The organism is Campylobacter concisus (assembly GCF_002914195.1).
Lineage (GTDB): Bacteria > Campylobacterota > Campylobacteria > Campylobacterales > Campylobacteraceae > Campylobacter_A > Campylobacter_A concisus_M.
On the sequence record NZ_PPAU01000048.1, the window covers coordinates 40,206 to 63,878 of the forward strand.

The following is a 23,673-nucleotide window of genomic DNA, read 5'->3' on the forward strand; positions in this document are numbered from 1 at the left end:
AGCAAGCAGTGTTTGATGAGATAAGATTTAATACAATTGAGCGTTTGCCAAACTACGTTTTTGCCGAAGTAAATGCAATAAAAATGGCTGCACGAAGAGCTGGCGAGGACATCATCGACTTTTCTATGGGTAATCCTGAGGGCAGAACACCACAGCACATCGTCGATAAACTATGCGAAAGCGCGCAAAAGGACAAGACTCACGGCTACTCAGCCAGTGCTGGAATTTACAAGCTCCGCCTTGCCATTTGCAACTGGTACAAAAGAAAATACGGCGTAAATTTAGACCCAGATACCGAAGCAGTCGCCACGATGGGTAGCAAAGAGGGTTTTGTTCACTTAGCTCAAGCTGTGATAAATCCAGGCGATGTGGCTATCGTGCCTGATCCTGCATATCCGATACATACACAGGCATTTTTATTTGCTGGTGGAAGTGTAGCCAAAATGCCACTTCATTACAACGATAAATTTGAGCTAGATGAGAATAAATTTTTTGAAAATTTGATCCAAACCATACACGCAAGTTCGCCAAAACCAAAATACGTAGTCGTAAATTTCCCTCACAATCCAACGACCGTGACAGTGCAAAAGAGCTTTTACGAGCGTCTTGTAAGCATTGCAAAACAAGAGAGATTTTACGTCATATCTGACATCGCCTACGCGGATCTTACATTTGATGGCTACAAAACGCCAAGTATCTTTGAGGTTGATGGTGCAAAAGACGTTGCAGTCGAGTGTTATACACTTTCAAAAAGCTACAACATGGCTGGCTGGAGAGTTGGGTTTATGTGCGGAAATAAAAGACTTTGCGCAGCACTTAAAAAGATAAAATCATGGGTTGATTACGGCATGTTTACGCCGATCCAGGTGGCTGCTACTGTTGCACTTGATGGTGATCAAAGCTACGTTGAAGAGATACGCCAAATTTATGAAAAAAGAAGAGATGTGATGATAGAGGCCTTTGCTCAGGCTGGTTGGGAGCTTAAAAAACCAAGCTCTAGTATGTTTATCTGGGCGAAACTTCCACCAAAGGTTAGCCATCTGGGCAGCCTTGAGTTTTCAAAGCAGCTTCTTACAAAGGCGTCAGTTGCAGTTAGCCCTGGTATTGGTTTTGGCGAGGGCGGAAACGACTATGTGCGTCTAGCTCTTATCGAAAATGAAAACAGGATAAGACAAGCAGCAAGAAATATAAAAAAATATTTGAAAGAATTTGAATGAATGTAGCGATATTAGGCGTTGGAACGGTTGGCGAGTCAGTTATTAAAATTTTACTAAAAAATAAAAAGCTAATCGCAGCAAGAAGTGGCGAAGAGATCGTACCAGTCATCGGTGTGGTTAGAAATTTAAACAAAAAAAGAGACGCGGGCATCCCTTTGACTGACGATATAAATAGCGTTATAAACCGCGATGATATCGATGTTTTTGTCGAGCTTATGGGTGGTGTGGAAGAGCCTTTTAGGGTTGTGAGTGAAATTTTAAAGCGAAAAAAAGCAGTAGTCACTGCAAACAAAGCACTTCTGGCCTATCATAGATATGCTTTGCAAAATTTAGCCAAAAACACGCCATTTGGCTTTGAAGCAAGCGTGGCTGGTGGCATACCGATCATTAGAGCCTTAAGGGAAGGCTTAAGCGCAAACCATATCGTTAGTATAAATGGCATACTTAACGGAACTAGTAACTTTATCCTAACCTCGATGATGGATGAGGGATCAAATTTTAAAGACGCTCTTAAAAAGGCTCAAGAGCTTGGATATGCTGAGGCTGATCCTACTTTTGATGTGGGTGGCTTTGATACGGCTCATAAGTTGCTTATCCTAGCAAGCATTGCATACGGTGTACACGGTGATCCAGAGGATATTTTGATCGAAGGGATACAAGGTATAACACCAGAAGATATATTTTTCGCAAAAGATTTTGAATACTCAATAAAACTTCTAGCAATTGCCAAAAAAAGCGAGGGTAAAATCGAACTACGTGTGCATCCAGCACTTGTGCCGCAAAATAAAATGATAGCAAAGGCAAGTGGCGTAACAAATGCGATCAGTGTCGTTGGCGAGGTCGTTGGCGAGACGATGTACTATGGGCCTGGAGCTGGTGGCGATGCAACGGCAAGCGCGGTGATCAGTGATCTCATCGACATCGCAAGAGATAGCAAATCGCCAATGCTAGGATACAAAGCACCTTTTGAATTAAATACGCTTGAGCTACTTGACCGCGATAGGATAAAGACGAAGTACTACTTTAGGTTAAAAGTCGAAGATAAAATGGGTGTGCTAGCAAAGATTACAAATTTAATGAGCGAAAATAATTTATCGATCGATAGCATACTTCAAAAACCAAAAGATGAGAGTGAATTTGCGGTATTGTTTTTTACGACACATACGAGTCTTGAGGCTGATGTAAGAAGGACAATTGAAATTTTAAAAGAGCAAGAGTATATAAAAGAAGAGCCATTTATGATGAGGATCGAGGAGTAGCTTGGGACTAAAAGAGTATCTCTTTGGCAAAAGTTCAGAAGATAGGGCATGCGAATTTTTACAAAAACTTGGTTTTGTCATTTTAGAGAGAAATTTTCACTCTAAATTTGGCGAGATCGACATTATTGCACTAAGTAGTGATAAAATTTTACACTTTATAGAGGTAAAAGCAACTAGCGGAGAATATGAAGCAGAGTATAGACTAAGTAATGCAAAATATATAAAAATCTTAAAAACTATAAATTTTTATATGATGAAAAATAAGCCAAATAGAGATTTTCAAGTCGATTTACTAGTTATAAAAAATGAAAATTTAGAACTAATAGAAAATATTAGTTTATAATAAAATTTATTATTTAGATAAAATTTAAATTTAATTTGTATAATTGCCACATCTTAAAAACAAGGAGAAAAAATGGGAAAATACATCGAACTTACAAAAGAAAATTTTGATGTTACAAAAGAAGGCGTTGCTTTAGTAGACTTTTGGGCTCCATGGTGCGGACCTTGCCGTATGCTAGCTCCAGTGATCGAAGAGCTTGCTGAAGACTTTGACGGCAAAGCAAAAATTTGCAAGGTAAACACTGATGAAGTACAAGATCTTGCAGTTGAGTTTGGCATCAGATCGATCCCAACATTGCTATTTTTCAAAAATGGCGAGCTAGTTGAGCAAATGGTCGGTGCGCAGTCAAAACAAGCCTTAACTGATAAACTAAATTCGCTTCTTTAATGGGCGAAAAAAGAAGAGGAAGCCTACTTCCTCTTACATATATATTTGGTTCATTTTTTGGTGCAGCTATGATAGCAGCTGCATTTGCGTATAGCAACTATCGTTTTTCACAATATAAATTTGTTGATTTTGCGAAGCTAGTTTTTTACGAAAAAAGCGAAATTTTCACTCCAAAAGAGCCAAAATACACGCTTTTAATCTTCAGCTCAAATCAATCAAAATTAGATGAAATTTTACCAATCAAAAATGAAACAGTTGTGGCAATCGATATCTTTCAAAAAAGATATGAGTCAAACTCAACACTAAAATATATAAGCTCGGATATTAATACGGTCTTGGAGCTGATGCGAAATTTAAGCATCACAAAGCTTCCAAGTAGTGTTGAGATAGTTCATCAAAAAGGCGAAATTTACAAACAAAATTCGTCCATAAAAGTTTTAGAATAAAGGAAATTTATGCTTGATTTAGCGATCATCGGAGGCGGTCCAGCAGGACTAAGCGCTGGACTTTACGCCACTAGAGGCGGACTAAAAAATGTTGTAATGTTTGAAAAAGGCGAGCCTGGCGGTCAGATCACCTCTAGCTCAGAGATAGAGAACTACCCAGGCCAAAAAGCCCCTGGCGAGAGCGGCTTTGACTTTATGAGCACTTGGTGGAAGCAGTGCAGTGCATTCAGACTAGTTCATAAGTGGGCAAACGTCGTTGGTATTAGAAAAAATAGCGACGGCAGCTTTGAAATTTTACTTGAAGGTGGCAAGAGCGAGCAGGCAAAGGCTGTCATTGTAGCGACTGGCTCAACCCCAAGACGCGCTGGCTTTAAAGGCGAAGACGAGTTCTTTGGCAAAGGTGTTAGCACATGCGCAACATGCGATGGCTTCTTTTACAAAAACAAAGAGGTAGCCGTTCTTGGCGGTGGCGACACAGCTGTTGAAGAGGCACTTTATCTAGCAAATATCTGCTCAAAAGTCTATCTAATCCATAGACGTGACGAGTTTAGAGCAGCACCTACGACCGTTGAAAAAGCTAGAAAAAATGAGAAGATCGAGTTCATAACAAGTGCGACGATAAAAGAGGCACTTGGCGATAAAATGGGCCTAACAAAGATCGTGCTTGATACCAAAAATGGTGAGCGCGTGCTTGATGTGCCAGGAATTTTTACCTTTGTCGGACTAAATGTAAATAATGAAATTTTAAAAGATGAAAATGGCAAATTTATCTGCGAGATGGTTGATGGTGGACAGGTTAAGACAAATCTTAAGATGCAAACTAGCCTAAAAGGGCTATTTGTAGCAGGTGACATCAGAGAGGACGCTCCAAAGCAAGTCATCGTAGCTGCAGGTGATGGCGCGGTAGCTGCACTAAGCGCTATGAGTTATATAGAAAGCTTGCATTAATACTCAAATTTAGCCAATTTTTTGGCTAAATTTTTCTTCTTTTTTTCTATTAAATTTTTGATTTTATACGCATTTTTAAAGCCTATTTGTAATCTATCTATAATAAATTTTATGTTAAATTTCAACTAAAAATCAAAGGATAAATTTTGGTAAAAATAGGCCTTTATGGTGCTAGTGGAAAGATGGCTCAAAGTATCATTTCTTGTTTAAAAGATGAAAAAGATGCCACTTTAAGCATCGCTTTTAGCCAAAAAAATCAAGTTGAAAATTTAAGTAGTGATCTTTTGACAAATGACTTTGCTAAATTTTTTGAAGCGTGTGATGTAATAATCGACTTTAGTCAAAAAGAGGCTACGGTAGCACTGCTAAACTACGCTAGAACTAATCCAAAACCACTAGTTATCGGTACAACCGGCTTAGATGATGACGAGAAAAATTTGCTCCACCTGGCATCAGGGGCTATGCCTATTCTTTATGCAACAAATATGAGTCTTGGTGTGGCTGTTCTAAACCGCCTTGCAAGGATTGCTTCAAAAACATTAAGAGAATTTGACATAGAGATCGTAGAGCAACACCACAGGCACAAAAAGGACGCTCCAAGCGGCACAGCAATGACCTTAGCTGGTTGCGTGGCTGAGGCTAGGGATCTAAATTTAAAAGATGTTTTAGTCACTGGTAGAGCTGGCATGGTGGGCGAAAGAAGCAAGGACGAGATCGCAGTTATGGCACTTCGTGGTGGAGATGTGGTCGGTCGCCACACAGTTGGCTTTTATAATGACGGCGAGTTTATTGAGCTAAATCACACCGCAACAAGTAGGGTAACCTTTTCAAAAGGTGCGATCAGGGCTGCTATTTGGCTAAAAGATCAAAGTAGTGGTCTATACTCGATAGACGATAGTTTAGGGCTTGATGATTAAATTTGAGCTTGATGATGTAGAGAGCTACAAGCTAGAATTTGGTGATAAATTCTACCTGCTGGAGTGTGAAAAGCGTCAAAATTTAAGAGCTGGCGATATAGTAAAGCTTATATTTAGATTTGAAGATGATGAGTTTGCTCAGGTTGAGCGCATGTGGGTGGTTGTTAGCGAGACAAATAACGGTGAATTTACCGGCATTTTAGACAATGAACTATTTCAAAAGTCTGTTTAAATGCTGGCGATGAGATCAAGTTTAACTACAAAAATGTTCTTGAAATTTACAAAGATAATGAAAACTAAAGGAAAAAAATGTGTGCAATAGTTGGTATTATAAATTCTAAAGATGCAGCAAAAACTGCGTATTATGCGTTATTTTCTATGCAGCATCGCGGCCAAGAGGCAAGTGGTATTAGCGTTTGTGATGATGGAGAAATTTCTACTCACAAGGGTAATGGCCTAGTTACAGAGGTCTTTAATGAAGAAATTTTAAGATCACTAAAAGGCGATATGGCGATCGGTCACAACCGCTATGCAACGGCTGGTAAAAACTCGGGTCGTGATGCCCAGCCAATAGCCGCTAACTACTCTTTGGGACAAATTTCGATAGTCCATAATGGAAATTTAGTAAATAAAGATGAGGTTAGAGATGAGCTTATTAAAGACGGTGCGATATTTCAGACAAATATGGATACTGAAAATATCATTCATCTAATCGCAAGAAACCATAGCGAACACTTGCAGGACCGTATTATCGCGGCGCTTGACAAGATAAAAGGTGCTTATTGTCTGCTTATCCAGTCACGCCATAAAACCTTTGCCATAAGAGATCGCTGGGGTGTTAGGCCGCTAAGTCTTGGCAGGCTAAAAGATGGTGGATATATAGTAGCTAGCGAGACTTGCGCTTTTGATCTTGTGGGGGCTAGCTTTATAAGAGATATTAGGCCTGGTGAGATGATAGTTTTTGAACATGGAAAAAGTGAGTTTCAAAGTATTCAAATTTATGAGCCAGATCCTAGAATTTGCGCCTTTGAATATATCTATTTTGCACGTCCAGATAGTGTGATAGAAGGTAAAAGCGTCTATGAGGTTAGAAAAAAAATGGGTGAAGTACTAGCTAAAAAGAGCAAAATTAAAGCAGATTTTGTCGTACCTGTACCAGATAGCGGAGTACCAGCAGCGCTTGGGTACGCAAATGAGAGCAAAATCCCATTTGAGCTAGCTATCACTAGAAACCACTATGTGGGTAGAACCTTCATCGAGCCAAGCCAAGAGATGAGGAATTTAAAAGTCAAGCTAAAACTTAACCCGATGTCATCGGTTCTAAAAGGTAAAAGTATCGTTGTTATCGACGATAGTATCGTTCGCGGTACCACTTCAAAAAAGGTGGTTGATCTTTTAAGACATGCGGGCGCCAAAGAGATTCATTTTAGAGTCGCATGCCCTGAGCTTAAATACCCTGAGCGATACGGTATCGATACGCCAAGCTTTGAAGAGTTAATAAGCTCTAAAAAAAATGTAGAGGAAGTAAGAGAATATATCGGTGCAGATAGCTTAGAATTTTTAAGTATAGACGAACTTAAAGAAAGTATCGGCAATGAGCGAAAATATTCGCTTGTAAGCTTTGATGGTGACTATTTCATAAAGTGAAAAATTTAACTATTTTTTTGCTTGTTGCAATATTTTTTAGTGGTTGCTCACAAAAGAGTCCAAGCAAAAAAGATGAAATTTCTATTTACGTAAGCTACTATGAGATAAATGGCACAAAACAGCAGCTACAAATAAAAACCGTTCAAAATTTCGCAGAACAAAATGCTAGTGTGCCATTTTTTGGTGTAGTAAATTTTTTAGCAGAAGATAAAATTTTAAATGCTTATTCGCTTGCAAAGGGTACTATAAACGTACTTGAAGTAAATAACAACTCTATAAATTTAAATAAATCAAGTGATATTCTGGCTTTAAAAAAAGCTAATGATATAAAATTTTATGAGATAAGACCTGACGTGCTTGAGAGTGTTAAATTTAGATCACAAAATAGTGTTTGTGGCGATTTTTTGTTGCAAAAACCGGTGTATGTAAATGTAGCAACAAACTACTATTTAAGAGATGATAGTTTTTTTGCAAGCTTAATAGAGGCAAATTTCTTTTATAAAAAAGGTGCAAAGATCCTAAAAAAAGAGTTTGCTTACAATATAGCCGAGACTAAAATCCTTGAAGAAGCAAAAGAATTTACACAAAAAACAAAGCAACTCTTTTTAAATGACCTACAAAAATTGGGTAGGCTACTTGATATACTTTGTACTTTTTAAATCTTTAAGTTAAAAATTCGTGTTTATTGCAGATGCTAAAAAGATAAAATTTACTCTAAAATCAAACTAAGACTTAGCGTTTTATCCTATGAAATTTGTAAAAATTTGCTTTAGATTTGATTAGTAGCAATTTAGTTTTGTGATATTCATGCCGTTTTTAAAGTAAGGCGGATATGGCATATATACGGTAAATGGTGTACTTTTTTGCTTTGGTAAATTTCTGGCTACATCAAATTTATATTCAACTGTATTTGGCCTCTCATCCTTATCTGTGCCAAGAACCCATGAGAAAAATGAAAGCCCACTTGGCTTAAAAAATGCTTCACCGCCAAGGTCATTTTTATTTAGCGGTTGATTGATTAGTTTGACTGTCAGTGTGCAGTTGCTAATTGTAAATTTACCAATATTTCTCACTTGCCCCTTAAAAACAATACTCTCGTTTCGCAAAATTCGCTCACTTTTTACATTTTCGAGCATACCTTTTTTTGTATATTTATCAAGCACTAGCATTAAAAAAACAGCAAGTGTGGTTGAGACTAGAATGTTTGTAAAAAATAGTGATAAAAATAACTTTCGCTCAGCCCTAAGTGAGAGAACAAGAAATAAAATGGAAAGCAGAGCAATCGCAAAAAGAACGATAATATGAACGATCGTAAAATATGCTGAGCTCATCAAAAACACTCCACTTTTTTAGAGATATTGTAGTCTATAAATGCGAAATCATTGACAAATTCTTTAACCTCAATGCTTTGCTTTGGTAAAAATTCCTCGTTTAAGATGATTCTTTTTCTAGCAAATGGATTAAGTGAGTTAAAAAAATCTTTCGTATTTTGTCTTGAGCTTAGATAGAAGTCAAGCTCGATTTTACAGATACTAAGTGCATTATTTGAATTATTTGTAATATTAAAATCAACCATTAGCGCATCGACATATTGAAGCTGTTTGGTGGTTATTTTGCTTATGCTAACTGGTCTTAAATTTTCATTTATATATTTGTTCGCGTAGTAATTACCTACAAAAAGTCCGAAAAAACCAGCTAGAATAAATAAAAATCCTATCTGCCACCACGACTTTATCGCTATAAAAATCCCTAAAAGCACAATTAGTATAAATGCTAAAAATATCCAGCCATAGGTTAGAAAATCAATGAGCTTTGCATTTTGCAATACAAAAAGCAAGTTGTGCTTAATGCTATTTAACATCTCGCGATCTTTTCTCTTCAATGCCGCTCATACCAAAACGCCTTGCAAGTTCGTTTTTTACAGCATCTGGATGAATATTATGGGCTGAAAGTGCTACAAGTGCATGAAAGCAAAGATCGGCTGCTTCATAGATCAGATCATCTTTTGCTTTTTGCTCATTTTGTTTTGAGTTTTCTGCAAAACTAAGATCCTTTGCGGCCATTATAAATTCGCCAGCCTCTTCGCCAACTTTCTTTAAAATTTGATTTTCACCTTTTTTAAAAAGACTTGCCACATATGAAGTTTCAGGGTTAGCATTTAGCTTTCTATCTTCTATCACATGGTAAAGCTCATCAAGCACACCATAATTTATTTTTTTGACTTCAACTTTTGTATATAAAATTTTGCCGTCATGCAAATTTATCTCATTAAAAAAGCACGACCTTGCTCCAGTGTGACAAGAAGCGCCTCCGTTTTGAATCACCTTTAAAAGCAAAGTATCGTTGTCGCAGTCTAAAAAAGCAGCCTTTATCTCCTGAGTGTTGCCACTTTCTTCGCCTTTTTTCCAAATTCTATTTTTAGTGCGTGAAAAATAGTGAGCGTAACGGCTAGATAGACTTAAATTTAATGCTTCTTCGTTCATGTAAGCAAGCATTAAAACTTCATTTGTGGCATGATCGCAAACCACTACTGGAAGTAATCCACCAACTTTTTGCCAGTCTATACTTTTTGTTACGCTATTCATTTTTATTTCTCGCTTACTGAGCTAGCTCTTGCTTTATCTTTTGCGTCTAGCCAGATATTTGGCACAGCTCCGCCAGGTGTTAAGAAAATTTTAGCATCTTTGTTTTCTTTTAGAGCCTCGTTAAATTTGTTTTGCGTCTCGATCTGCTTTAAATTTAGTAGATTTTGATCGACGCTTTTTGCAACCTCTTTATTTGCATACGCGGTTGCGTCAGCCTCGATTTTAATGGCATCAGCCTTACCTTTTGCTTCAATGATCGCAGCTTTAGCGGTACCTTCAGCAAGTGCGGCTTGTTTTAAGGCTTCTTGATTTGCCCTTTCTACTTCGTATTTTGTTCTTTCAGCTTCTTGTTTAGCGATTTGGACGCGCTCGATTTGCTCTTTTACCTTTGAAGGCAAGATGATTTCACGAAGCTGGACTGTTAAAAGCTCAACTGGCTTATTTGGCTGAGAGTCGATGTCTTTTCTTATGCCATCATCGATTTGTCTTGCTAGATCGTTTCTCTTTGTTGGAAGCTCTTCTGCTGTATATTTGCCAGCGATACTGCGAACTACGTCACGAACGACAGGATCAACTATCTTGCTCTCCCAGCTAAGACCCCAAGAGGCAATAGTTTGAGGGGCATTTTCTGGATTTAAACGGTATTGCACAGTAATATCAATGCTAACTGGTAAATTTCTAGCATCAAGCACTGAAATAGAATTTTTACGTAAAATTCCAGCGCCAACGCCTTGATATGATTTTTGCATTGATTCGCCCATATCCTCGCCAGAAGTATAGTTTATGATCCTAACTCTGGTGTCCACGATGATGATGTCTTGGATAAAAGGTAAAAAGAAGTGAAAGCCTGGTTGTAAAGGATTTGGCTCATATTTACCTGCTGTAGACTTAATACCAACTTCGCCTGAGTGAATCACTTTAAATGGCTGAGTGATAGCAAAAATAGCAATAATTGCAATTACAATGTAGGCAAGTGCTCCAAATTTACCAAAACCACTTGGTAGATTTGGCATTTTAAAGTCCTTTTTGAAAGGCGGCTCTTTGTCGCTATTTTGACTAGAGCCTCTGTTGTCATTACCTGGCTTTTTTTTATTGAAATAATCGTTTAAATCAGCGGGCATTTCGTTCCTTTAAATTTTTAAATATATGTTAAAAATGATTCATATTTTTTATTGAGTCCATAAACTACGTCAAAATAAGCTTTTTGTAGTCTCTTTGTCACTTCGCCTCTGGCTCCATTACCAATGATGCGGTTATCTATGCTATTTATCGGTGTTACTTCAGCTGCTGTGCCTGTGAAAAATGCCTCGTCAGCTGTATATGCCTGATCTCTTGTGATACGCTCTCTTCTTACTTCGATGTCAAGATCATGAGCAAGTCTTATGACTGTATCTTGAGTGATACTAAGTAGGCTATTGTCGTTTGGTGGAGTGATTAAAACGCCATTTTCAACGATAAAGAAACACTCTCCTGGACCTTCAGCCACAAAGCCCTCGCTATCAAGAAGTAGCGCCTCGTCGTATCCAGCCTCTTTTGCCTCGTAGTTTGCCATTTGTGAGCTTAGGTAGTTTGAGCTAGCTTTTGCTCTGTTCATTTGAGCAGCAGGTGCAAGTTTCGCAAAGCTTGAAATTTTAACTCTAATGCCTTTTTCTAGGCCTTCATCGCCAAGATAAGCACCCCATTCCCATGAGGCGATAGCGGTTTGCACTGGTGCTTTTGTGTGAGCTACGCCCATTACGCCGTATCCTAAAAATATAAGTGGGCGGATATAAACATTGCCATTATATTTATTTGCGCGAAGAAGCTCTATTTGCGCTTTTTCAAGCTCTTCTTCGGTGTAAGGCACGTTTAAAACAGTCATTTTTGCTGATCTTAAAAGTCTTTTTGTGTGATCTTGGAGTCTAAAAATAGCTAGACCTTTTTTTGTTTTATAAGCTCTTGTGCCTTCAAATACGGCATTAGCGTAGTGCAAAGAGTGAGTTAGAACGTGTACTTTTGCATCGTCCCATTTAACTAATTTTCCATCCATCCAGATAAATTCTGAAGCATTCATTGTTAAACCTTTCTTTTTTCTTAGAAATTTTGGTCTGAGTTTATCTAAAATTGCTTTAAATTTACATTTCTAAGACCAAAATTTGCAGATATTGCCCGCTAAAAACTACTTATCTAAAAGCTCTTGTATGATCTTTGCCATCTCATCGATTGATGAAGCTGTACTTAAATTTATTAAGTATTTGCCGCTTACTACAAAAGCTGGCACACCGCTGATACTTGCCACATCATAAGAGGCGAACCATGCGTCTAAAAGCTCTTTTGCATGCTCTGAGCTTAGCGCTTTTTCATACTCGTCTTTGCTTACGTGAGCTGCATTTAGCGCTAGATCTATAAATCTTTGCTTATCTTTGCCGTCATTAAAGTCATCTTTTTCATCGTGTCTTGCTTTGTAGATCGCAAATTTAGCTTGCTTAAATTTAGACTCATCGCTTAGCAGATCAGTCCCATTTGCCTCATCTATCGATATAAGAGCGGCGAAAATTTTACTTGTAGTCTCGCCAAGCTTGCCTTTGGTGCTTAGGTGATATGGGATAAATTTAACCCCGTCAAGCTTTGACATCAGCTTTCTTGTAATCGTTCGGTCAAATTTATAGCAGTGAGGGCAGTCATAGCTAAAGACCTTGACGACTGAGTTTTTAGGCACGTTAAGCGGTTTTGCTAGAGTTTGATACTCCACACCTTCAGTCAGTGCTGATAAATTTAGCGCAAAAAACGCACTTAAAATTAGCATTTTTATAAGCTTCATCTTTGCTCCTTATTTTACTAGATCAGCTAGCACTTTTGCGGCGTGGTCTTTGGCTTTTACGCTTTTGTAAATTTTAACTATCTTGCCGTCTTTGCCGATCACAAAGGTGCTTCTGACGATGCCAAGATACTCTTTGCCGTAGTTTTTCTTGACCTGCCAAACGCCATAAAGCTTTGAAATTTCTTTATCCTCATCGCTTAAGAGGATGTGCTTTAAATTTTGCTTTGCGATAAAGCCTGCATGCGACTTCACGCTATCTGGGCTAACGCCGATGATAACGGTATCGTTTTTGATAAACTGATCGTAGTTTGCGCTAAATTCGCAAGCCTCAGTCGTGCAGCCTGGAGTGTTGTCCTTTGGGTAGAAGTAAAGCACTACATTTTTGCCTATAAAGTCCTTTAGTGCGACCTTTACGCCGTCTTGATTTAGCGCTTCAAACTCTGGCGCTTTATCGCCAACTTCAAGTGTTATTTTTCGTTCAATATCTGCTTTACTAAATTCGCTCATTTTATCCCCTTTCTCTTATCTTCTACGCTCTCGCCGCCTACGCCGATGTTGCTAGCATCGTGAGTTTCTATGAAAATCATCACCGCCTCTTTTTTCTTGCCAAGTACTCTTACAAGCGTCTCAGTCACCTCTTTAAAGACTTGATCTTTTTGCTCTTTTGTCGGCTCTGGGCCTGCTATTTTGATATTAACATAAGGCATTGTTGCTCCTTTTTCAAGATGCAAAATATTAGCCAAAATGAGTGAAATTTCAGATTAAAGCCTTTATTTAAGAATTTGGCATTAAAATACAAACACTTGTTACATAGGAGCGAAAAATGGACTACAACAAACATAACAAAGGCTTTGTTTGCTTTATGTATAGCTTTGGACGAAACAGAGCGGTTTATGCTGTTTTGATGGTTTTAGTCATATTTTTGCTTGGTTTTTTGATATTTGGCTCAAGTGCTCAAGCTAACATTTTAAATTTACAAATAGCCCTTAGTGTCATGCTTTGCGGGCTTTTACTCATACTTGTAAATCCAAAAATTTTTATCATCAAGCTAATTGGATATTTAATTTCACTTGCTGGCGTTATGATCGCTCTTCACAATGCAAATTTACTAGGCGAAGGCTTTAGCTTATATTTTTACGCAAGCCTAGTCTTTGGCGCATTTATGATGCTCATGCTTCTTAGTTGGTTTGTTTACAACGCAAGAAGCAGCGAGATAAATGAAATTTAGTTCGCCACTCCCATAAGCACGCTTGTGTAGGTGTTTTGCTTAGGCTCTGAGCTTTTTGCATCGTTTATATTTATGCGGCCAGTCTCAAGCCCAGCCTTTATGAGCGCTTCTTTTACCGCATTTGCACGCTCATTTGCTAGTTCAACTAGCTTTTCTTTATCCACTTCGATAGCTTTTGTTGCCTCTTCTCTTAAGGCCTTATCGCTTTTGTCTTTAGCGTTTGGAACGAGAGAATTTAGCACGGTAATATAATCTTTGCCACTTGAGGCGATTATTTGATTTATCTTTTGATCAAGCTTTTTTTCTTTAAAGTAGAGCACGTCTATTTCGGAGTAAGTAGGCGTGATGCTAAGTTTCATCATAGGCTTTGCAGTAGTTAATTTTATAAAATCAGCTATTTTTGGTGCTTCTGAGCTTATTAGCTCGCTACTTCCAGCAAGAAAATCAATAGAGCTAAGATCCTTGCCGCCAAGCCCTAGAGCATTACCCAAAAATCTAAACGGAGCTAACGTAATGTCTGCAAAGAGTTTTTTAACAGCAGCCCAAATGACACCGCCATATTTAAAGTCAGGATCGTCTAAATTTCCCTCAACTGGCAGGTCGATATTTATTTGATTGTTTTGATCGCTTAATATCGATATAGCAAGCGAAAGTGGTAAATTTACAGCATCTTTTGAATCAACCTTTTCTCCAAGTGTGAGTGTGTCAAAATTTATAAGATTTGAGCCGTTTAATTTTGAATCAACAACGCTATAATTTAGATTTAAATTTAACTTACCTTTTTTTATTTTATAACCCAAAAATTGCCCGCTATATGGCGTTATATCGATTAGATCGATGTCTTTAAAATCAAGCTTAATATCGGTATTTTGCTTTAGCTCAAAAGGAAATAATTTTGCTGTAATCTGAGAAAAGCCATTTTTACCAACTGTGCCTTTGAACTCACCCGAACTTGGACGTTTTTTATCGATGTCAGTTAGCTTACCATTTAGATTTGAAATTTTTGTAGCAAATGGCATAAATAGTGACGCATCTGAAAAATCAACCTCGCCGTTGTTAAGTGAGAAATTTTTGATACTAAAATTTAGCTCGTCATCTTTTTTAATAGCTGCCTTTTTGCTCTCAGTTTTTTGCTCACTTTGGGCTTTGCTTTTATCTTCTTTTACGATTTTGCTTAGATTAAATTCACGCTCTTTGCTTAGATGAGCCTTGATAAATGGTGAATTTAAAGCAACTCCAGTAATTTCAAGATTATCTTTAAAAAGTGAAATTTTATCTACATCTAAACTTTTAAACGCGATTAGCTTTTCTTTATTTTTATCATCTAATCTAATATCTTTTACACTAAGTTTTGCATCTGCTTTTATATCTTTTGCATAGTGAAGCTCGGCGTTTACACTCATCTCTCCACTTGAAAGATCTGCCTCTAAAAATGGCTTTGCGTAGGCAAAATATTTTGGCAAATTTTTATCTTCAAGTTTGATTTTAGCAGTTATATCAAGTGGTTCAAGTTTGATCTTTGAGGTTAGGTCCAAATTTAGCTTTTGCGAGCTTTTTATATCCACTTTCGCGTCAAATGGCTTACTAAAATCGCTACTTAAATTTGCTATTTTTACAAACAAATTATCAAATTTATGAGCGATTTTCTCGCCTTCAAAAAGATGCGTCAAAGCGATGTCAGCGTTATTTACACTTATATTTTTTATATCAAATTTAAACTCATTTTCTTTGCTTTTTGAAGCACTTTTATTTTCAGCCTTTTTCTCTACTTTTTTAGTGTGTTTTGCAGCTTTTGCAGGTTTTGCGCTCTGCTCGCCAAATCCTAGCTCATTTACAGCACTTAGACCATTGTCGTTTAGTTCTGAAGTAAATTTAGGCTTATTAACATCGACACTAGCGATATTTAGAGCCGTTTTTAAAATATCAAAGCTTATGCTCTTTATCGCCATATCAGCGACGCTTGCTATATCTTTATTTTTTGCTTTAAGTCCTATATTTTTTACGTTTAGCTCATCAAGGCTCGCAAGACTCTTGTTGCCATCCATTGTGAAATCTGTATTTGTCACGCCAGCACTTGCTACATTTGCACTTGCGCTTTTGCTAAGTGGCGCGTTTATGCCGTTTAGTGCTATTTTTTCAAGCGTTAGGGCTGTTTTGTTATTTGCTAAATTTGCATTTAAATTTGAGGCATTTATATCTTTTAGATTTACTAAATTTTTACCAGTTTCGTCTATTTTTAGGGCGTTTGCATTTATGCTATTTATTGCAGCTGTCGCATTTAGCTCACTTTTATCATTTAAATTTGCTAAAAGCGAAATATCGTTTAAATTTAGTGATTTTAAGCTTACTGTTATTGCATTTTTAAATGACACATCGCTTAAATTTATGGCATTTAACTCTAATTTAGCATCTATCTTGTCCGCTATCTTACTATTTAGGTCAAAATTTGGTAGATCAAGCTCGCCAAGGCTTACCTCATTTTCACCCTCGTTTAAATTTAGTGATTTTATATTTAAAAAACTATCCTTTAAATTTATCTTTGTAGCGTTTTCATCGGCGTTTATATCGTAGTCGATGCCTAAATTTATAACTGCATTTTTAAGGTTTAGTGTATCGTTATCTATAAAACTTATCGCAACTGGCTTGATGCTAAAATCCTTTATGCTGATATTGCCCTCGATTTTTAGTGGATTTAGCTTGATTTCGCCATTTAGATCGATCTTGTGAGCTAGGCTTGAGTTTGAGTCAAAGATATGATTGCCAGCACTATTCTTTTTTGTATTTAGCGAGTTTAACTCGTAGTTTATATCATCAAAATTTACATTAAATGGCTTTGTTAAATTTTGATCGCTATATAAAAATGAGCCTTTGATGATTTTTGCGTTATTTAGGGCAAAATTTACAGAGCTAGTGCTGTTATCTTCGGTAGTTGCGTTATCATCGTTTATAAAATTACTAAAGTTAAATTTTGAATTTTTATCTCGTAAAATTTTGACATTTGGCTCTTGAAGCCTAAAAATATCAACTTCAACTAATTTTTTAAAAATAGAAAATGGCTTTAGCTTGACATCGACTTGCTTTGTACTAAAAAGTGGTGAAGTGGTGTTTAGCTCAGCATTTGTTGCATTTAGCTCGAAGGTAAATGGATTAAATTTAGCGTCTGCTACAAAAAGTGTTGCGTTGTAGTCTTTTAGATATTTTGGAGCGATATGTTTAATGCCATAAGGTACTCCAAAAAATCCAAGAAGAGTATAAATAACTAAAAATGAAACTACGCAGATGGCTGAAATAAGTGCTGTTTTTTTATTTTTATTCATTGTAAAATTTGCCTTGTTGTTATCTAAAATAGGGAGAGATTTTACTTCAAAAAAGGTTAAAAGATAGTTAGAAATTTAAAACTTCTATACCATAAATTTACATTTAGCTTAATAACACTTTTATACGATTCGTATTACTATGCAGAAATATTTTTAACCAAAGGGGATTGTGATGAAGAAAATTTTGCTTATCTTTTTTTTGTTATTTGGTATTTTTTCTCATGCAAATGAAAATGCCGTTGTAGTCGCTATAGAGGAGCAAACACCTCGTATAAATCCACTCTATGACGAGGATCACGATCCTACACTTTCACTCGTTTTTTCGGGGCTTACGAGCCACGATGAAAATAGCAACGTCGTGCCAGAGCTTGCCAAGTCTTGGCAGGTGAGTGATGATGGGCTGGAGTATGTTTTTGAGCTAAGAGATGATGCTTTTTGGCATGACGGGGTGAAATTTAGCGCAAAGGACGTTAAATTTACCATCGAAGCGGCTCAAGATAAGAAGCTAAACGCGCCGGCTATCTCAAATTATGAAGTCGTAAAAAGCGTTGAAATTTTAGGCGATTATAAAGTTAAGATCACGCTTAATGAACCATTTCCGCCATTTCTTGACGCACTTAGCTTTGGCGTTTTGCCTGAGCACATTTTAAAGGGCAAAGATATCGCAACTGATAAATTTAATAACGCTCCAGTGGGAACTGGTGCATACAAGCTAGTAAAATGGAAAAAAGATGAGAGTTTGGAATTTGTGGCAAATGAGAAATTTTACAAGGGCGAGCCAAAGATAAAAAGGGTATTTTTTAAGATCGTCGGCGATGAAAATTTAAGACTTGTAGGCCTAAAAAGCGGTGAGATAGACGTTGCGCTCATCTCTCCAACCGGCGTAAATTTCATAAAAGATGATAAAAAATTAAGCCTACTTAAATTTAAAAGCGCGGATTATAGAGCTTTGATGTTTAACTTTAATGATCCTCTTTTTCAAGATAAAAATGTAAGGATAGCCCTAAACTACGCGGTTAATAAAGATGAGATCGTTAAAAGCTTATTTCACGGATATGCAAGCGTAGCGAACAACCCGATAGAAAAAAGCTTTGCAAATGACAGCGAGTTTAAATTTAACTACGATCCGCAAAAGGCCAAAGAGCTACTTGAAAAGAGCGGCTTTAAGAGAAACAAGGCTGGCTTTTTTGAAAAGGATGGCAAGGAGCTTGGCTTTGACATCTACGCCTTTAATAACGACATTTTAAGGGTCAATCTAGCTAAAATTTTAAGCAGTGAGCTAAATAAATTTGGCGTGAGAGCCAAAGCCTACGCTAAGCCAAGAACAGCCTTTAGTATAAGCGAGGTTGATAGCTTTATCATCGGCTGGGGAAGCCCATTTGATCCAGACTTTCACACATATAGAATTTTTGGCGGATTTGCCGATGTGAGCGTAAATGAAAATGGCTGGAACTTTAGCCACTACAAGGACTCAAACGTCGATCTTGCCTTAAAAAATGCAAGATACACAAAGGACGTAGAGCTTAGGAAAAAGTACTATAAAGAATTTCTAAAAGCGCTTCATGAAAACCCACCTTACATTTTTATAGCCTATCTTGACTATCCACTTGTGTTTAATAACAAAATTTCAGGCATTAAAACGCAAATTTTAGGTCACCATGGGGCTGGATTTTTATGGAACATAAGAGAGTGGCAAGTAAAATAGTGGATAAAAACTTTGTTTAGAGCCATTTTAAAAACAGCGATCTCAAGCCTTGGATTGCTGTTTTTCATCTCATTTTTTCTATTTTTGCTCATATATTTTTTGCCAGGAAACGTCACTGACGCGATGTTTTTGCGAAGTGAGGCGGTGAGCGTGGCTGTAAAAGAGCAAATTTTAGAAAATTTGGGGCTAAAAGATGGCTTTTTTGTGCAGTATTTTAGATGGCTGGCTCACTTTGTGACGGGGGATTTTGGCACTAGTTTTGTAAGTGGGGCAAGTGTTTTTTTGCTCATTAAAGAGAGGCTTTTAAACTCGCTTATCTTATTTTTCGCCTCATTTTTTTTGATAGTTTTTTTATCCTTCTTCTTAGGATTTTTAAGCGCCATTTATAAAAATAAATTTGCCGACATCTTTATAAATTTTAGCTCCTTTTTGCTGGCATCACTACCGCATTTTTACATCGCTCTTGTGCTAATAGCGATATTTAGTGTCTATATAAATTTGCTGCCAAGCTCTGGGGCAAACGAGCTAGGATCCAGCGGAGTAGGGGCTAAATTTATCATCTTGCCAACGCTTGCCATCATCTTGCCACACCTTGGCGCAAATGTGAAATTTGTAAGAGACAGGCTAAATCAAAGCCTAAACGCCGACTTTATCCAGACGGCTCACGCTAGAGGTTTGGGACGGGGCAAAATTTATCTCTTTGCCATAAAGCACGCAAGCACCGATATAGTCTATTATTTTGCCACTCTTGTGGCTGGCGTTTTTGCAGGCTCATACGTCATTGAGAGCATTTTTTCATTTCCAGGCATAGGCAAACTTAGCCTTGATGCAGTGATCGCCAAAGATTATCCAGTCGCACTTGCGACCATTTTGCTAACGGCTGTTTTTGTTGTTTTTGCAAATTTACTGGCTAAAATTTTCGCTATCTTGACAGATAAGAGAAATTTATGAGAAAAGTCATATTTTTCCTAGCCTGTTTTGTCTTTTTGTCGCTTGTCACATTTGCTTTTGTGACGCCGTTTTTTTCTAAATTTGAGCCAAATTTCACTGACTTTATAGCGGTAAATTTAGCCCCAAGTAGCGAGCACATCTTTGGCACTGACATCCTAGGCAGGGACAATCTCATAAGAGTGGTCTATGCGCTTAAAAACTCGCTTCTTATCTTGCTTTTAGCTGGCTTTTTAACAACGCTTTTTTCGCTCATCTACGCATATTTTGGCACGAGCAAGAGCAGAGTTTGCGAGAGCCTTTTTGACAAGGGGCTTGATGCCTTTTTGAGCATACCAAACATCGTTTTTATCATGCTTTTTAGCTCATTTAGTAGCGGAGATCTGCTTATAACCTCTTTTATCATCGCCATTTGCTCGTTTATGCAGGGCGCAAAAGTTTTTATGCAAAATTTTAGACTTAATAAAAAGTGCGACTACGCCGAGCAAGCCGTGATAAATGGAGCTGGTAAATTTAGCCTGATTTGCTTTGAAATTTTGCCAAATTTAAAGCATCTAATAATTAGCATCTTTGGCATAAATGCGATAAACGCTGTCGTTATGGAGGCCACGCTTGGCTTTTTTGGCGTGGGTAGCGACGCAAACAAGATAAGTCTTGGCATCATGCTAAATGAGAGCAAAGAAGCGCTTTTCCTTGGCTCTTGGTGGATGGTGCTTTTCCCTGGCATGACGCTATTTTTACTTATCCTTGCAACCTCGATCATCACATCAAATTCAAAAAATGGCAATATAAAAATATGATAGAGATTAAAAATTTAAATATTTTTTATAAGGATAAGAAGCTTTTGCGTGAGCTTGATTTTGGCATGAGTGAGGGTAAATTTATAGGTATCACAGGCGCTAGTGGCAGTGGTAAATCGCTCTTTGCAAAAAGCCTAATAAGGCTTTTTGATGATGATTTTAGAGTGAGAGCGGATAAATTTAGTATTTATAAAAAAGATATCTTAAAGCTTAGTCAAAATGAGCTAAAAGAGCACCGAAGAAAGGTCGCTGCGCTTGTTTTTCAAAACTCCGTTGCTAGCCTTCATCCGCTCTTAAACGTCGGCGATCACTTCAACGCCTATCTTGGCGGCGATAATAAATCAAATAAAGAGCTTGCATTTAGCTATTTTAGGGAGTTTGGGCTAGATAATGCAAATCTCATCTGGCACAAATACTCATACGAGCTAAGTGGCGGTGAGGCGAGCCGCGTGCAGATCGCTCTTGCACTTTGCCTGAGGCCAAAAATTTTAGTCTGCGACGAGATAACAAGCGGGCTTGATAGCATTAGCGCTAGCCATGTGGCTGGCATCTTAAAGAGCCTAAAAGGCAAGATGAGCGTCATCTTTATCTCGCATGATGAGGCGCTGACAAGCTATCTTAGTGATGAGATTTGGCAGATGAGAGATGGGCAGCTAAATTTAAAGGAAAATGCGTGAAAATTAGGCTTGAAAATGTATCAAAAAGTTTAAACTTTAAGGAGCATTTTAATGCTAGGGCTGAAGTACTGCACCTTTTAGAGGGGATAAATTACGATCTTGATGATGGCGAAAATTTAGCCATTTTGGGCCAAAGTGGCAGTGGCAAAAGCACGCTTGCAAAGCTCATATCATTTAGTGAGCCAAAAAGTGGGGGCAAAATTTACATAAACGATGAGGAGATCACGGATAAAAATGAGCTCAAAAAGGACATCAGATATATCTTGCAAAATCAAAAGCAAGCCCTAAATCCAGCGCTAAAAGTAAAAACCGCGATCGCTCACGTGAGGTCTTATCTTAAGCTTAGCTTTAGTGAGAATGAGCTTAAAGAGCTTTTAGCTAATTTAAATTTAAAAGATGAAATTTTAGAAAAATTCCCATCTCAGCTAAGTGGCGGTGAGTCGACAAGGGTCGGGATACTGCTAGCACTTCTTTCAAAGCCAAAAATCTTAATCTGTGACGAGATAACAAGCGGGCTTGATAACGAGACAAAGCAAAAGATCATAAATTTGCTTTTAAGCTTAGATGAAAAGATCAGCATTATTTTTATCACGCACGATATTTTAAGCGCGATGAAGATAGCACAAAAGGTGCTAATAATCGAGGCTGGCAAGCAGGTGGCTTTTGGTAAATTTGATGATCTTGCGAGCCAAAATGTCCTTAAAAAATACCTCGATGCTGCAAAAATTTATAAAAATAATCTTTGATATAATGCAAGCAAAAAAGGGTTAAATTTTGCTAGTTCACATTTGCTGCTCGGTCGATAGCCACTACTTTTTACAGCGCCTACGAAAAGATCATCCAAATGAACGAATAGTAGGCTATTTTTACGATCCAAACATACATCCATATAGCGAATTTTTACTGCGTTTTGAGGACGTGAAGCGAAGCTGCGAGAAGCTAGGCATCAAGCTTTTATGCGGCGAATACGACTACGAAGCGTGGCTTGGCGGCACAAAGGGGCTTGAAGATGAGCCAGAAAAGGGCAAAAGGTGCGAATACTGCTTTCATTTTCGTATGAAAGACTCCGCTAAAAAGGCGATAGAGCTAGGACTTAGTAAGATCACGACGACACTTTTGATGAGCCCAAAAAAGGACTTTACTCAGCTTAAAAAGGCGCTTGATGAGGCGGTGGCTGGCTCAAATTTAGAGGCGGTCGCGGTTGATTATAGAAAAAATGGTGGCACAAGCGAGCAGTTTATCCTCGCTAAAAAGGACAAACTCTATCACCAAAACTACTGCGGCTGCGTCTTTGCGCTAAAAAAACAGCGCGACTCGCAAAATTTACCCCAAAGTGAGCTAATGAGCGAGCTACACGCAAGGGCGCTTTACGGAAGCATAGAAGCTAGGCTTGAGCTTTATAAAAAGGTGCGCGAATGCGAGGCGAGAGGTGAGAAATTTCACCTTTTTAGAAGGCGATTTTTAAACTACAGGCTTTTACGCGCTAGTGTGAAATTTCAAAACGCTGTGATACCAAGCTACTTTGTGCTCTACTCTGGCTTTAAAAGAGAAAATTTGAAGCTAAATGTAGAAAATTCCTGCGAAATGGACGATGAGCTAAAAGAGTGTGCAATTTTTATGAGTATAGAGCGCTTTAATAAATTTACAAATAGCAAATTTAAAAGCGTAGATGAGCTTTGCAAAAGGCCGCTTGAGCTTGATAAGGAGCTAAAATTTCGCCGTGATATAAGCGGAGAATTTTCGCAAAATCCTATCATCGTCTTAGACGAGGTCAAAAAGGGTAGCTACGAAATTTACGTAAAGGCTGTTTTTTATAACGATAGCGAAGAAATTTTGGTTTTAGACTAAAAGGTGGGTTTATAAAATTTATCTTAAAGCAGTGAATTAAATTTTTGCCACATAAGGCGAAATTTAGAGATTTTTAAAAGAGGCTAATAATTTTTTTCTTAGTATAAATTTGTTACAATCGCCACAAATTTACATTACTAAGGCTAAAACGTGATAGACGTCGTAGAAATTCAAAAAATTCTTCCACATAGATTTCCATTTTTACTTATAGATAGAGTTGTTGAGCTAGAGCCAGCTAAGAATATCGTGGCTTACAAAAATGTAACCATTGGCGAGCCGATATTTCAGGGACACTTCCCAGGTCACCCGATATATCCTGGCGTAATGATAATCGAAGGTATGGCGCAAGCTGGTGGCGTGCTAGCATTTAAGAGTATGAGCGACGAGCATCAAGCCGGTATCGAGAATAAAGTGGTCTATTTTATGAGCATAGACGGAGCAAAATTTCGCCATCCAGTCCGCCCTGGAGATAGGCTAGAGTATAGACTAAATGTGCTAAAGCACAAGGGAAACATCTGGGTGCTTGAAGGTAAGGCATACGTAGATGACGCACTTTGCGCTGAAGCTGAACTAAAAGCGATGATAGTCGATAAATAGGCTT

At 37.7% G+C, this 23,673-nt stretch carries 27 protein-coding genes; 18 read left to right on the forward strand and 9 right to left on the reverse strand.

Annotated elements, in window-relative coordinates:
* Window positions 1-8: 8 nt before the first annotated feature.
* From CYP28_RS01125 to CYP28_RS01170, 10 genes are all read left to right on the forward strand, one after another.
* Window positions 9-1,217 (forward strand): LL-diaminopimelate aminotransferase, encoded by a 1,209-nt coding sequence (locus CYP28_RS01125; protein ID WP_103592776.1) that lies wholly within the window; start codon window positions 9-11, stop codon window positions 1,215-1,217.
* Window positions 1,214-2,476, forward strand: coding sequence for a homoserine dehydrogenase (locus tag CYP28_RS01130; protein ID WP_103592777.1), 1,263 nt, complete (start codon window positions 1,214-1,216; stop codon window positions 2,474-2,476). The genes CYP28_RS01125 and CYP28_RS01130 overlap by 4 nt, the downstream gene beginning before the upstream one ends.
* Window position 2,477: 1 nt before the next feature.
* Window positions 2,478-2,819 (forward strand): YraN family protein, encoded by a 342-nt coding sequence (locus CYP28_RS01135; RefSeq protein WP_103592778.1) that lies wholly within the window; start codon window positions 2,478-2,480, stop codon window positions 2,817-2,819.
* A gap of 72 nt (window positions 2,820-2,891) precedes the next feature.
* On the forward strand, window positions 2,892-3,206 hold the full coding sequence (gene trxA / locus CYP28_RS01140; RefSeq protein WP_012001054.1) for a thioredoxin: 315 nt from the start codon (window positions 2,892-2,894) through the stop codon (window positions 3,204-3,206).
* Window positions 3,206-3,652, forward strand: coding sequence for a hypothetical protein (locus CYP28_RS01145; RefSeq protein ID WP_103592779.1), 447 nt, complete (start codon window positions 3,206-3,208; stop codon window positions 3,650-3,652). Before trxA ends, CYP28_RS01145 begins: the two co-directional genes overlap by 1 nt.
* 9 nt (window positions 3,653-3,661) lie before the next feature.
* Entirely contained in the window at window positions 3,662-4,600 is a 939-nt protein-coding gene (locus tag CYP28_RS01150; protein WP_103592780.1) for an NAD(P)/FAD-dependent oxidoreductase, read from the forward strand.
* A 146-nt stretch (window positions 4,601-4,746) separates the two neighbouring features.
* The gene (gene dapB, locus CYP28_RS01155) at window positions 4,747-5,517 is read left to right on the forward strand and encodes a 4-hydroxy-tetrahydrodipicolinate reductase (RefSeq protein ID WP_103592781.1); all 771 of its coding nucleotides are present in this window, start codon (window positions 4,747-4,749) and stop codon (window positions 5,515-5,517) included.
* Complete coding sequence (locus CYP28_RS01160; RefSeq protein WP_103592782.1) at window positions 5,510-5,749, forward strand: hypothetical protein; 240 nt, start codon at window positions 5,510-5,512, stop codon at window positions 5,747-5,749. The genes dapB and CYP28_RS01160 overlap by 8 nt, the downstream gene beginning before the upstream one ends.
* A 77-nt stretch (window positions 5,750-5,826) precedes the next feature.
* On the forward strand, window positions 5,827-7,164 hold the full coding sequence (gene purF / locus CYP28_RS01165) for an amidophosphoribosyltransferase (RefSeq protein WP_103592783.1): 1,338 nt from the start codon (window positions 5,827-5,829) through the stop codon (window positions 7,162-7,164).
* The gene (locus tag CYP28_RS01170) at window positions 7,161-7,823 is read left to right on the forward strand and encodes a hypothetical protein (RefSeq protein ID WP_103592784.1); all 663 of its coding nucleotides are present in this window, start codon (window positions 7,161-7,163) and stop codon (window positions 7,821-7,823) included. The genes purF and CYP28_RS01170 overlap by 4 nt, the downstream gene beginning before the upstream one ends.
* 120 nt (window positions 7,824-7,943) lie before the next feature.
* Here the strand turns inward: CYP28_RS01170 and CYP28_RS01175 are convergent, their stop codons facing one another.
* The 8 genes from CYP28_RS01175 to CYP28_RS01210 form a co-directional block, all read right to left on the reverse strand.
* Window positions 7,944-8,495: a DUF2393 family protein gene (locus tag CYP28_RS01175; RefSeq protein ID WP_103592870.1), complete on the reverse strand. Its 552-nt coding sequence runs from the start codon at window positions 8,493-8,495 to the stop codon at window positions 7,944-7,946.
* Window positions 8,495-9,025: a DUF2393 family protein gene (locus CYP28_RS01180; protein WP_084041608.1), complete on the reverse strand. Its 531-nt coding sequence runs from the start codon at window positions 9,023-9,025 to the stop codon at window positions 8,495-8,497. Before CYP28_RS01180 ends, CYP28_RS01175 begins: the two co-directional genes overlap by 1 nt.
* Entirely contained in the window at window positions 9,015-9,749 is a 735-nt protein-coding gene (hisIE, locus tag CYP28_RS01185; RefSeq protein ID WP_103592785.1) for a bifunctional phosphoribosyl-AMP cyclohydrolase/phosphoribosyl-ATP diphosphatase HisIE, read from the reverse strand. The genes CYP28_RS01180 and hisIE overlap by 11 nt, the downstream gene beginning before the upstream one ends.
* A gap of 2 nt (window positions 9,750-9,751) precedes the next feature.
* On the reverse strand, window positions 9,752-10,870 hold the full coding sequence (locus CYP28_RS01190; protein WP_103592786.1) for a prohibitin family protein: 1,119 nt from the start codon (window positions 10,868-10,870) through the stop codon (window positions 9,752-9,754).
* 17 nt (window positions 10,871-10,887) lie between these two features.
* Entirely contained in the window at window positions 10,888-11,802 is a 915-nt protein-coding gene (locus CYP28_RS01195; RefSeq protein ID WP_054196075.1) for a branched-chain amino acid transaminase, read from the reverse strand.
* A 105-nt stretch (window positions 11,803-11,907) separates the two neighbouring features.
* Entirely contained in the window at window positions 11,908-12,549 is a 642-nt protein-coding gene (locus CYP28_RS01200) for a thiol:disulfide interchange protein DsbA/DsbL (protein WP_103592787.1), read from the reverse strand.
* Window positions 12,550-12,558: 9 nt separating this feature from the next.
* Entirely contained in the window at window positions 12,559-13,056 is a 498-nt protein-coding gene (gene bcp, locus CYP28_RS01205) for a thioredoxin-dependent thiol peroxidase (protein ID WP_103592788.1), read from the reverse strand.
* On the reverse strand, window positions 13,053-13,256 hold the full coding sequence (locus CYP28_RS01210) for a tautomerase family protein (protein WP_021090801.1): 204 nt from the start codon (window positions 13,254-13,256) through the stop codon (window positions 13,053-13,055). The genes bcp and CYP28_RS01210 overlap by 4 nt, the downstream gene beginning before the upstream one ends.
* A 116-nt stretch (window positions 13,257-13,372) precedes the next feature.
* Between CYP28_RS01210 and CYP28_RS01215 the strand changes: the two genes are divergently transcribed.
* Window positions 13,373-13,777 (forward strand): hypothetical protein, encoded by a 405-nt coding sequence (locus tag CYP28_RS01215; RefSeq protein WP_103592789.1) that lies wholly within the window; start codon window positions 13,373-13,375, stop codon window positions 13,775-13,777.
* Here CYP28_RS01215 and CYP28_RS01220 read toward each other — a convergent pair.
* Window positions 13,774-17,094, reverse strand: a complete 3,321-nt coding sequence (locus CYP28_RS01220; RefSeq protein WP_103592790.1) for a DUF748 domain-containing protein — start codon at window positions 17,092-17,094, stop codon at window positions 13,774-13,776. The genes CYP28_RS01215 and CYP28_RS01220 overlap by 4 nt on opposite strands.
* 172 nt (window positions 17,095-17,266) lie before the next feature.
* Between CYP28_RS01220 and CYP28_RS01225 the strand changes: the two genes are divergently transcribed.
* The 7 genes from CYP28_RS01225 (at window position 17,267) to fabZ (ending at window position 23,669) form a co-directional block, all read left to right on the forward strand.
* Window positions 17,267-18,799 (forward strand): ABC transporter substrate-binding protein, encoded by a 1,533-nt coding sequence (locus CYP28_RS01225; RefSeq protein WP_103592791.1) that lies wholly within the window; start codon window positions 17,267-17,269, stop codon window positions 18,797-18,799.
* Window positions 18,800-18,811: 12 nt separating this feature from the next.
* Window positions 18,812-19,750 (forward strand): ABC transporter permease, encoded by a 939-nt coding sequence (locus CYP28_RS01230; RefSeq protein ID WP_103592792.1) that lies wholly within the window; start codon window positions 18,812-18,814, stop codon window positions 19,748-19,750.
* On the forward strand, window positions 19,747-20,547 hold the full coding sequence (locus CYP28_RS01235; RefSeq protein WP_103592793.1) for an ABC transporter permease: 801 nt from the start codon (window positions 19,747-19,749) through the stop codon (window positions 20,545-20,547). The genes CYP28_RS01230 and CYP28_RS01235 overlap by 4 nt, the downstream gene beginning before the upstream one ends.
* Window positions 20,544-21,224, forward strand: coding sequence for an ATP-binding cassette domain-containing protein (locus tag CYP28_RS01240; RefSeq protein WP_103592794.1), 681 nt, complete (start codon window positions 20,544-20,546; stop codon window positions 21,222-21,224). Before CYP28_RS01235 ends, CYP28_RS01240 begins: the two co-directional genes overlap by 4 nt.
* Complete coding sequence (locus CYP28_RS01245) at window positions 21,221-21,970, forward strand: ATP-binding cassette domain-containing protein (RefSeq protein ID WP_103592795.1); 750 nt, start codon at window positions 21,221-21,223, stop codon at window positions 21,968-21,970. The genes CYP28_RS01240 and CYP28_RS01245 overlap by 4 nt, the downstream gene beginning before the upstream one ends.
* Window positions 21,971-21,998: 28 nt before the next feature.
* Complete coding sequence (locus CYP28_RS01250) at window positions 21,999-23,072, forward strand: epoxyqueuosine reductase QueH (protein ID WP_103592796.1); 1,074 nt, start codon at window positions 21,999-22,001, stop codon at window positions 23,070-23,072.
* 150 nt (window positions 23,073-23,222) lie between these two features.
* Window positions 23,223-23,669: a 3-hydroxyacyl-ACP dehydratase FabZ gene (fabZ, locus tag CYP28_RS01255; protein ID WP_021091063.1), complete on the forward strand. Its 447-nt coding sequence runs from the start codon at window positions 23,223-23,225 to the stop codon at window positions 23,667-23,669.
* Window positions 23,670-23,673 lie beyond the last annotated feature (4 nt).

What these genes read in the sequence shown, in the direction of transcription:
- CYP28_RS01130 (WP_103592777.1), top strand. Translation starts at nt 1,214, where the DNA reads ATGAATGTAGCGATATTAGGCGTTGGAACGGTTGGCGAGTCAGTTATT.
- trxA (WP_012001054.1), top strand. Translation starts at nt 2,892, where the DNA reads ATGGGAAAATACATCGAACTTACAAAAGAAAATTTTGATGTTACAAAA.
- CYP28_RS01145 (WP_103592779.1), top strand. Translation starts at nt 3,206, where the DNA reads ATGGGCGAAAAAAGAAGAGGAAGCCTACTTCCTCTTACATATATATTT.
- CYP28_RS01150 (WP_103592780.1), top strand. Translation starts at nt 3,662, where the DNA reads ATGCTTGATTTAGCGATCATCGGAGGCGGTCCAGCAGGACTAAGCGCT.
- CYP28_RS01160 (WP_103592782.1), top strand. Translation starts at nt 5,510, where the DNA reads ATGATTAAATTTGAGCTTGATGATGTAGAGAGCTACAAGCTAGAATTT.
- purF (WP_103592783.1), top strand. Translation starts at nt 5,827, where the DNA reads ATGTGTGCAATAGTTGGTATTATAAATTCTAAAGATGCAGCAAAAACT.
- CYP28_RS01175 (WP_103592870.1), bottom strand. Translation starts at nt 8,495, where the DNA reads ATGAGCTCAGCATATTTTACGATCGTTCATATTATCGTTCTTTTTGCG.
- CYP28_RS01180 (WP_084041608.1), bottom strand. Translation starts at nt 9,025, where the DNA reads ATGTTAAATAGCATTAAGCACAACTTGCTTTTTGTATTGCAAAATGCA.
- hisIE (WP_103592785.1), bottom strand. Translation starts at nt 9,749, where the DNA reads ATGAATAGCGTAACAAAAAGTATAGACTGGCAAAAAGTTGGTGGATTA.
- CYP28_RS01190 (WP_103592786.1), bottom strand. Translation starts at nt 10,870, where the DNA reads ATGCCCGCTGATTTAAACGATTATTTCAATAAAAAAAAGCCAGGTAAT.
- CYP28_RS01195 (WP_054196075.1), bottom strand. Translation starts at nt 11,802, where the DNA reads ATGAATGCTTCAGAATTTATCTGGATGGATGGAAAATTAGTTAAATGG.
- CYP28_RS01200 (WP_103592787.1), bottom strand. Translation starts at nt 12,549, where the DNA reads ATGAAGCTTATAAAAATGCTAATTTTAAGTGCGTTTTTTGCGCTAAAT.
- bcp (WP_103592788.1), bottom strand. Translation starts at nt 13,056, where the DNA reads ATGAGCGAATTTAGTAAAGCAGATATTGAACGAAAAATAACACTTGAA.
- CYP28_RS01210 (WP_021090801.1), bottom strand. Translation starts at nt 13,256, where the DNA reads ATGCCTTATGTTAATATCAAAATAGCAGGCCCAGAGCCGACAAAAGAG.
- CYP28_RS01215 (WP_103592789.1), top strand. Translation starts at nt 13,373, where the DNA reads ATGGACTACAACAAACATAACAAAGGCTTTGTTTGCTTTATGTATAGC.
- CYP28_RS01220 (WP_103592790.1), bottom strand. Translation starts at nt 17,094, where the DNA reads ATGAATAAAAATAAAAAAACAGCACTTATTTCAGCCATCTGCGTAGTT.
- CYP28_RS01225 (WP_103592791.1), top strand. Translation starts at nt 17,267, where the DNA reads ATGAAGAAAATTTTGCTTATCTTTTTTTTGTTATTTGGTATTTTTTCT.
- CYP28_RS01235 (WP_103592793.1), top strand. Translation starts at nt 19,747, where the DNA reads ATGAGAAAAGTCATATTTTTCCTAGCCTGTTTTGTCTTTTTGTCGCTT.
- CYP28_RS01240 (WP_103592794.1), top strand. Translation starts at nt 20,544, where the DNA reads ATGATAGAGATTAAAAATTTAAATATTTTTTATAAGGATAAGAAGCTT.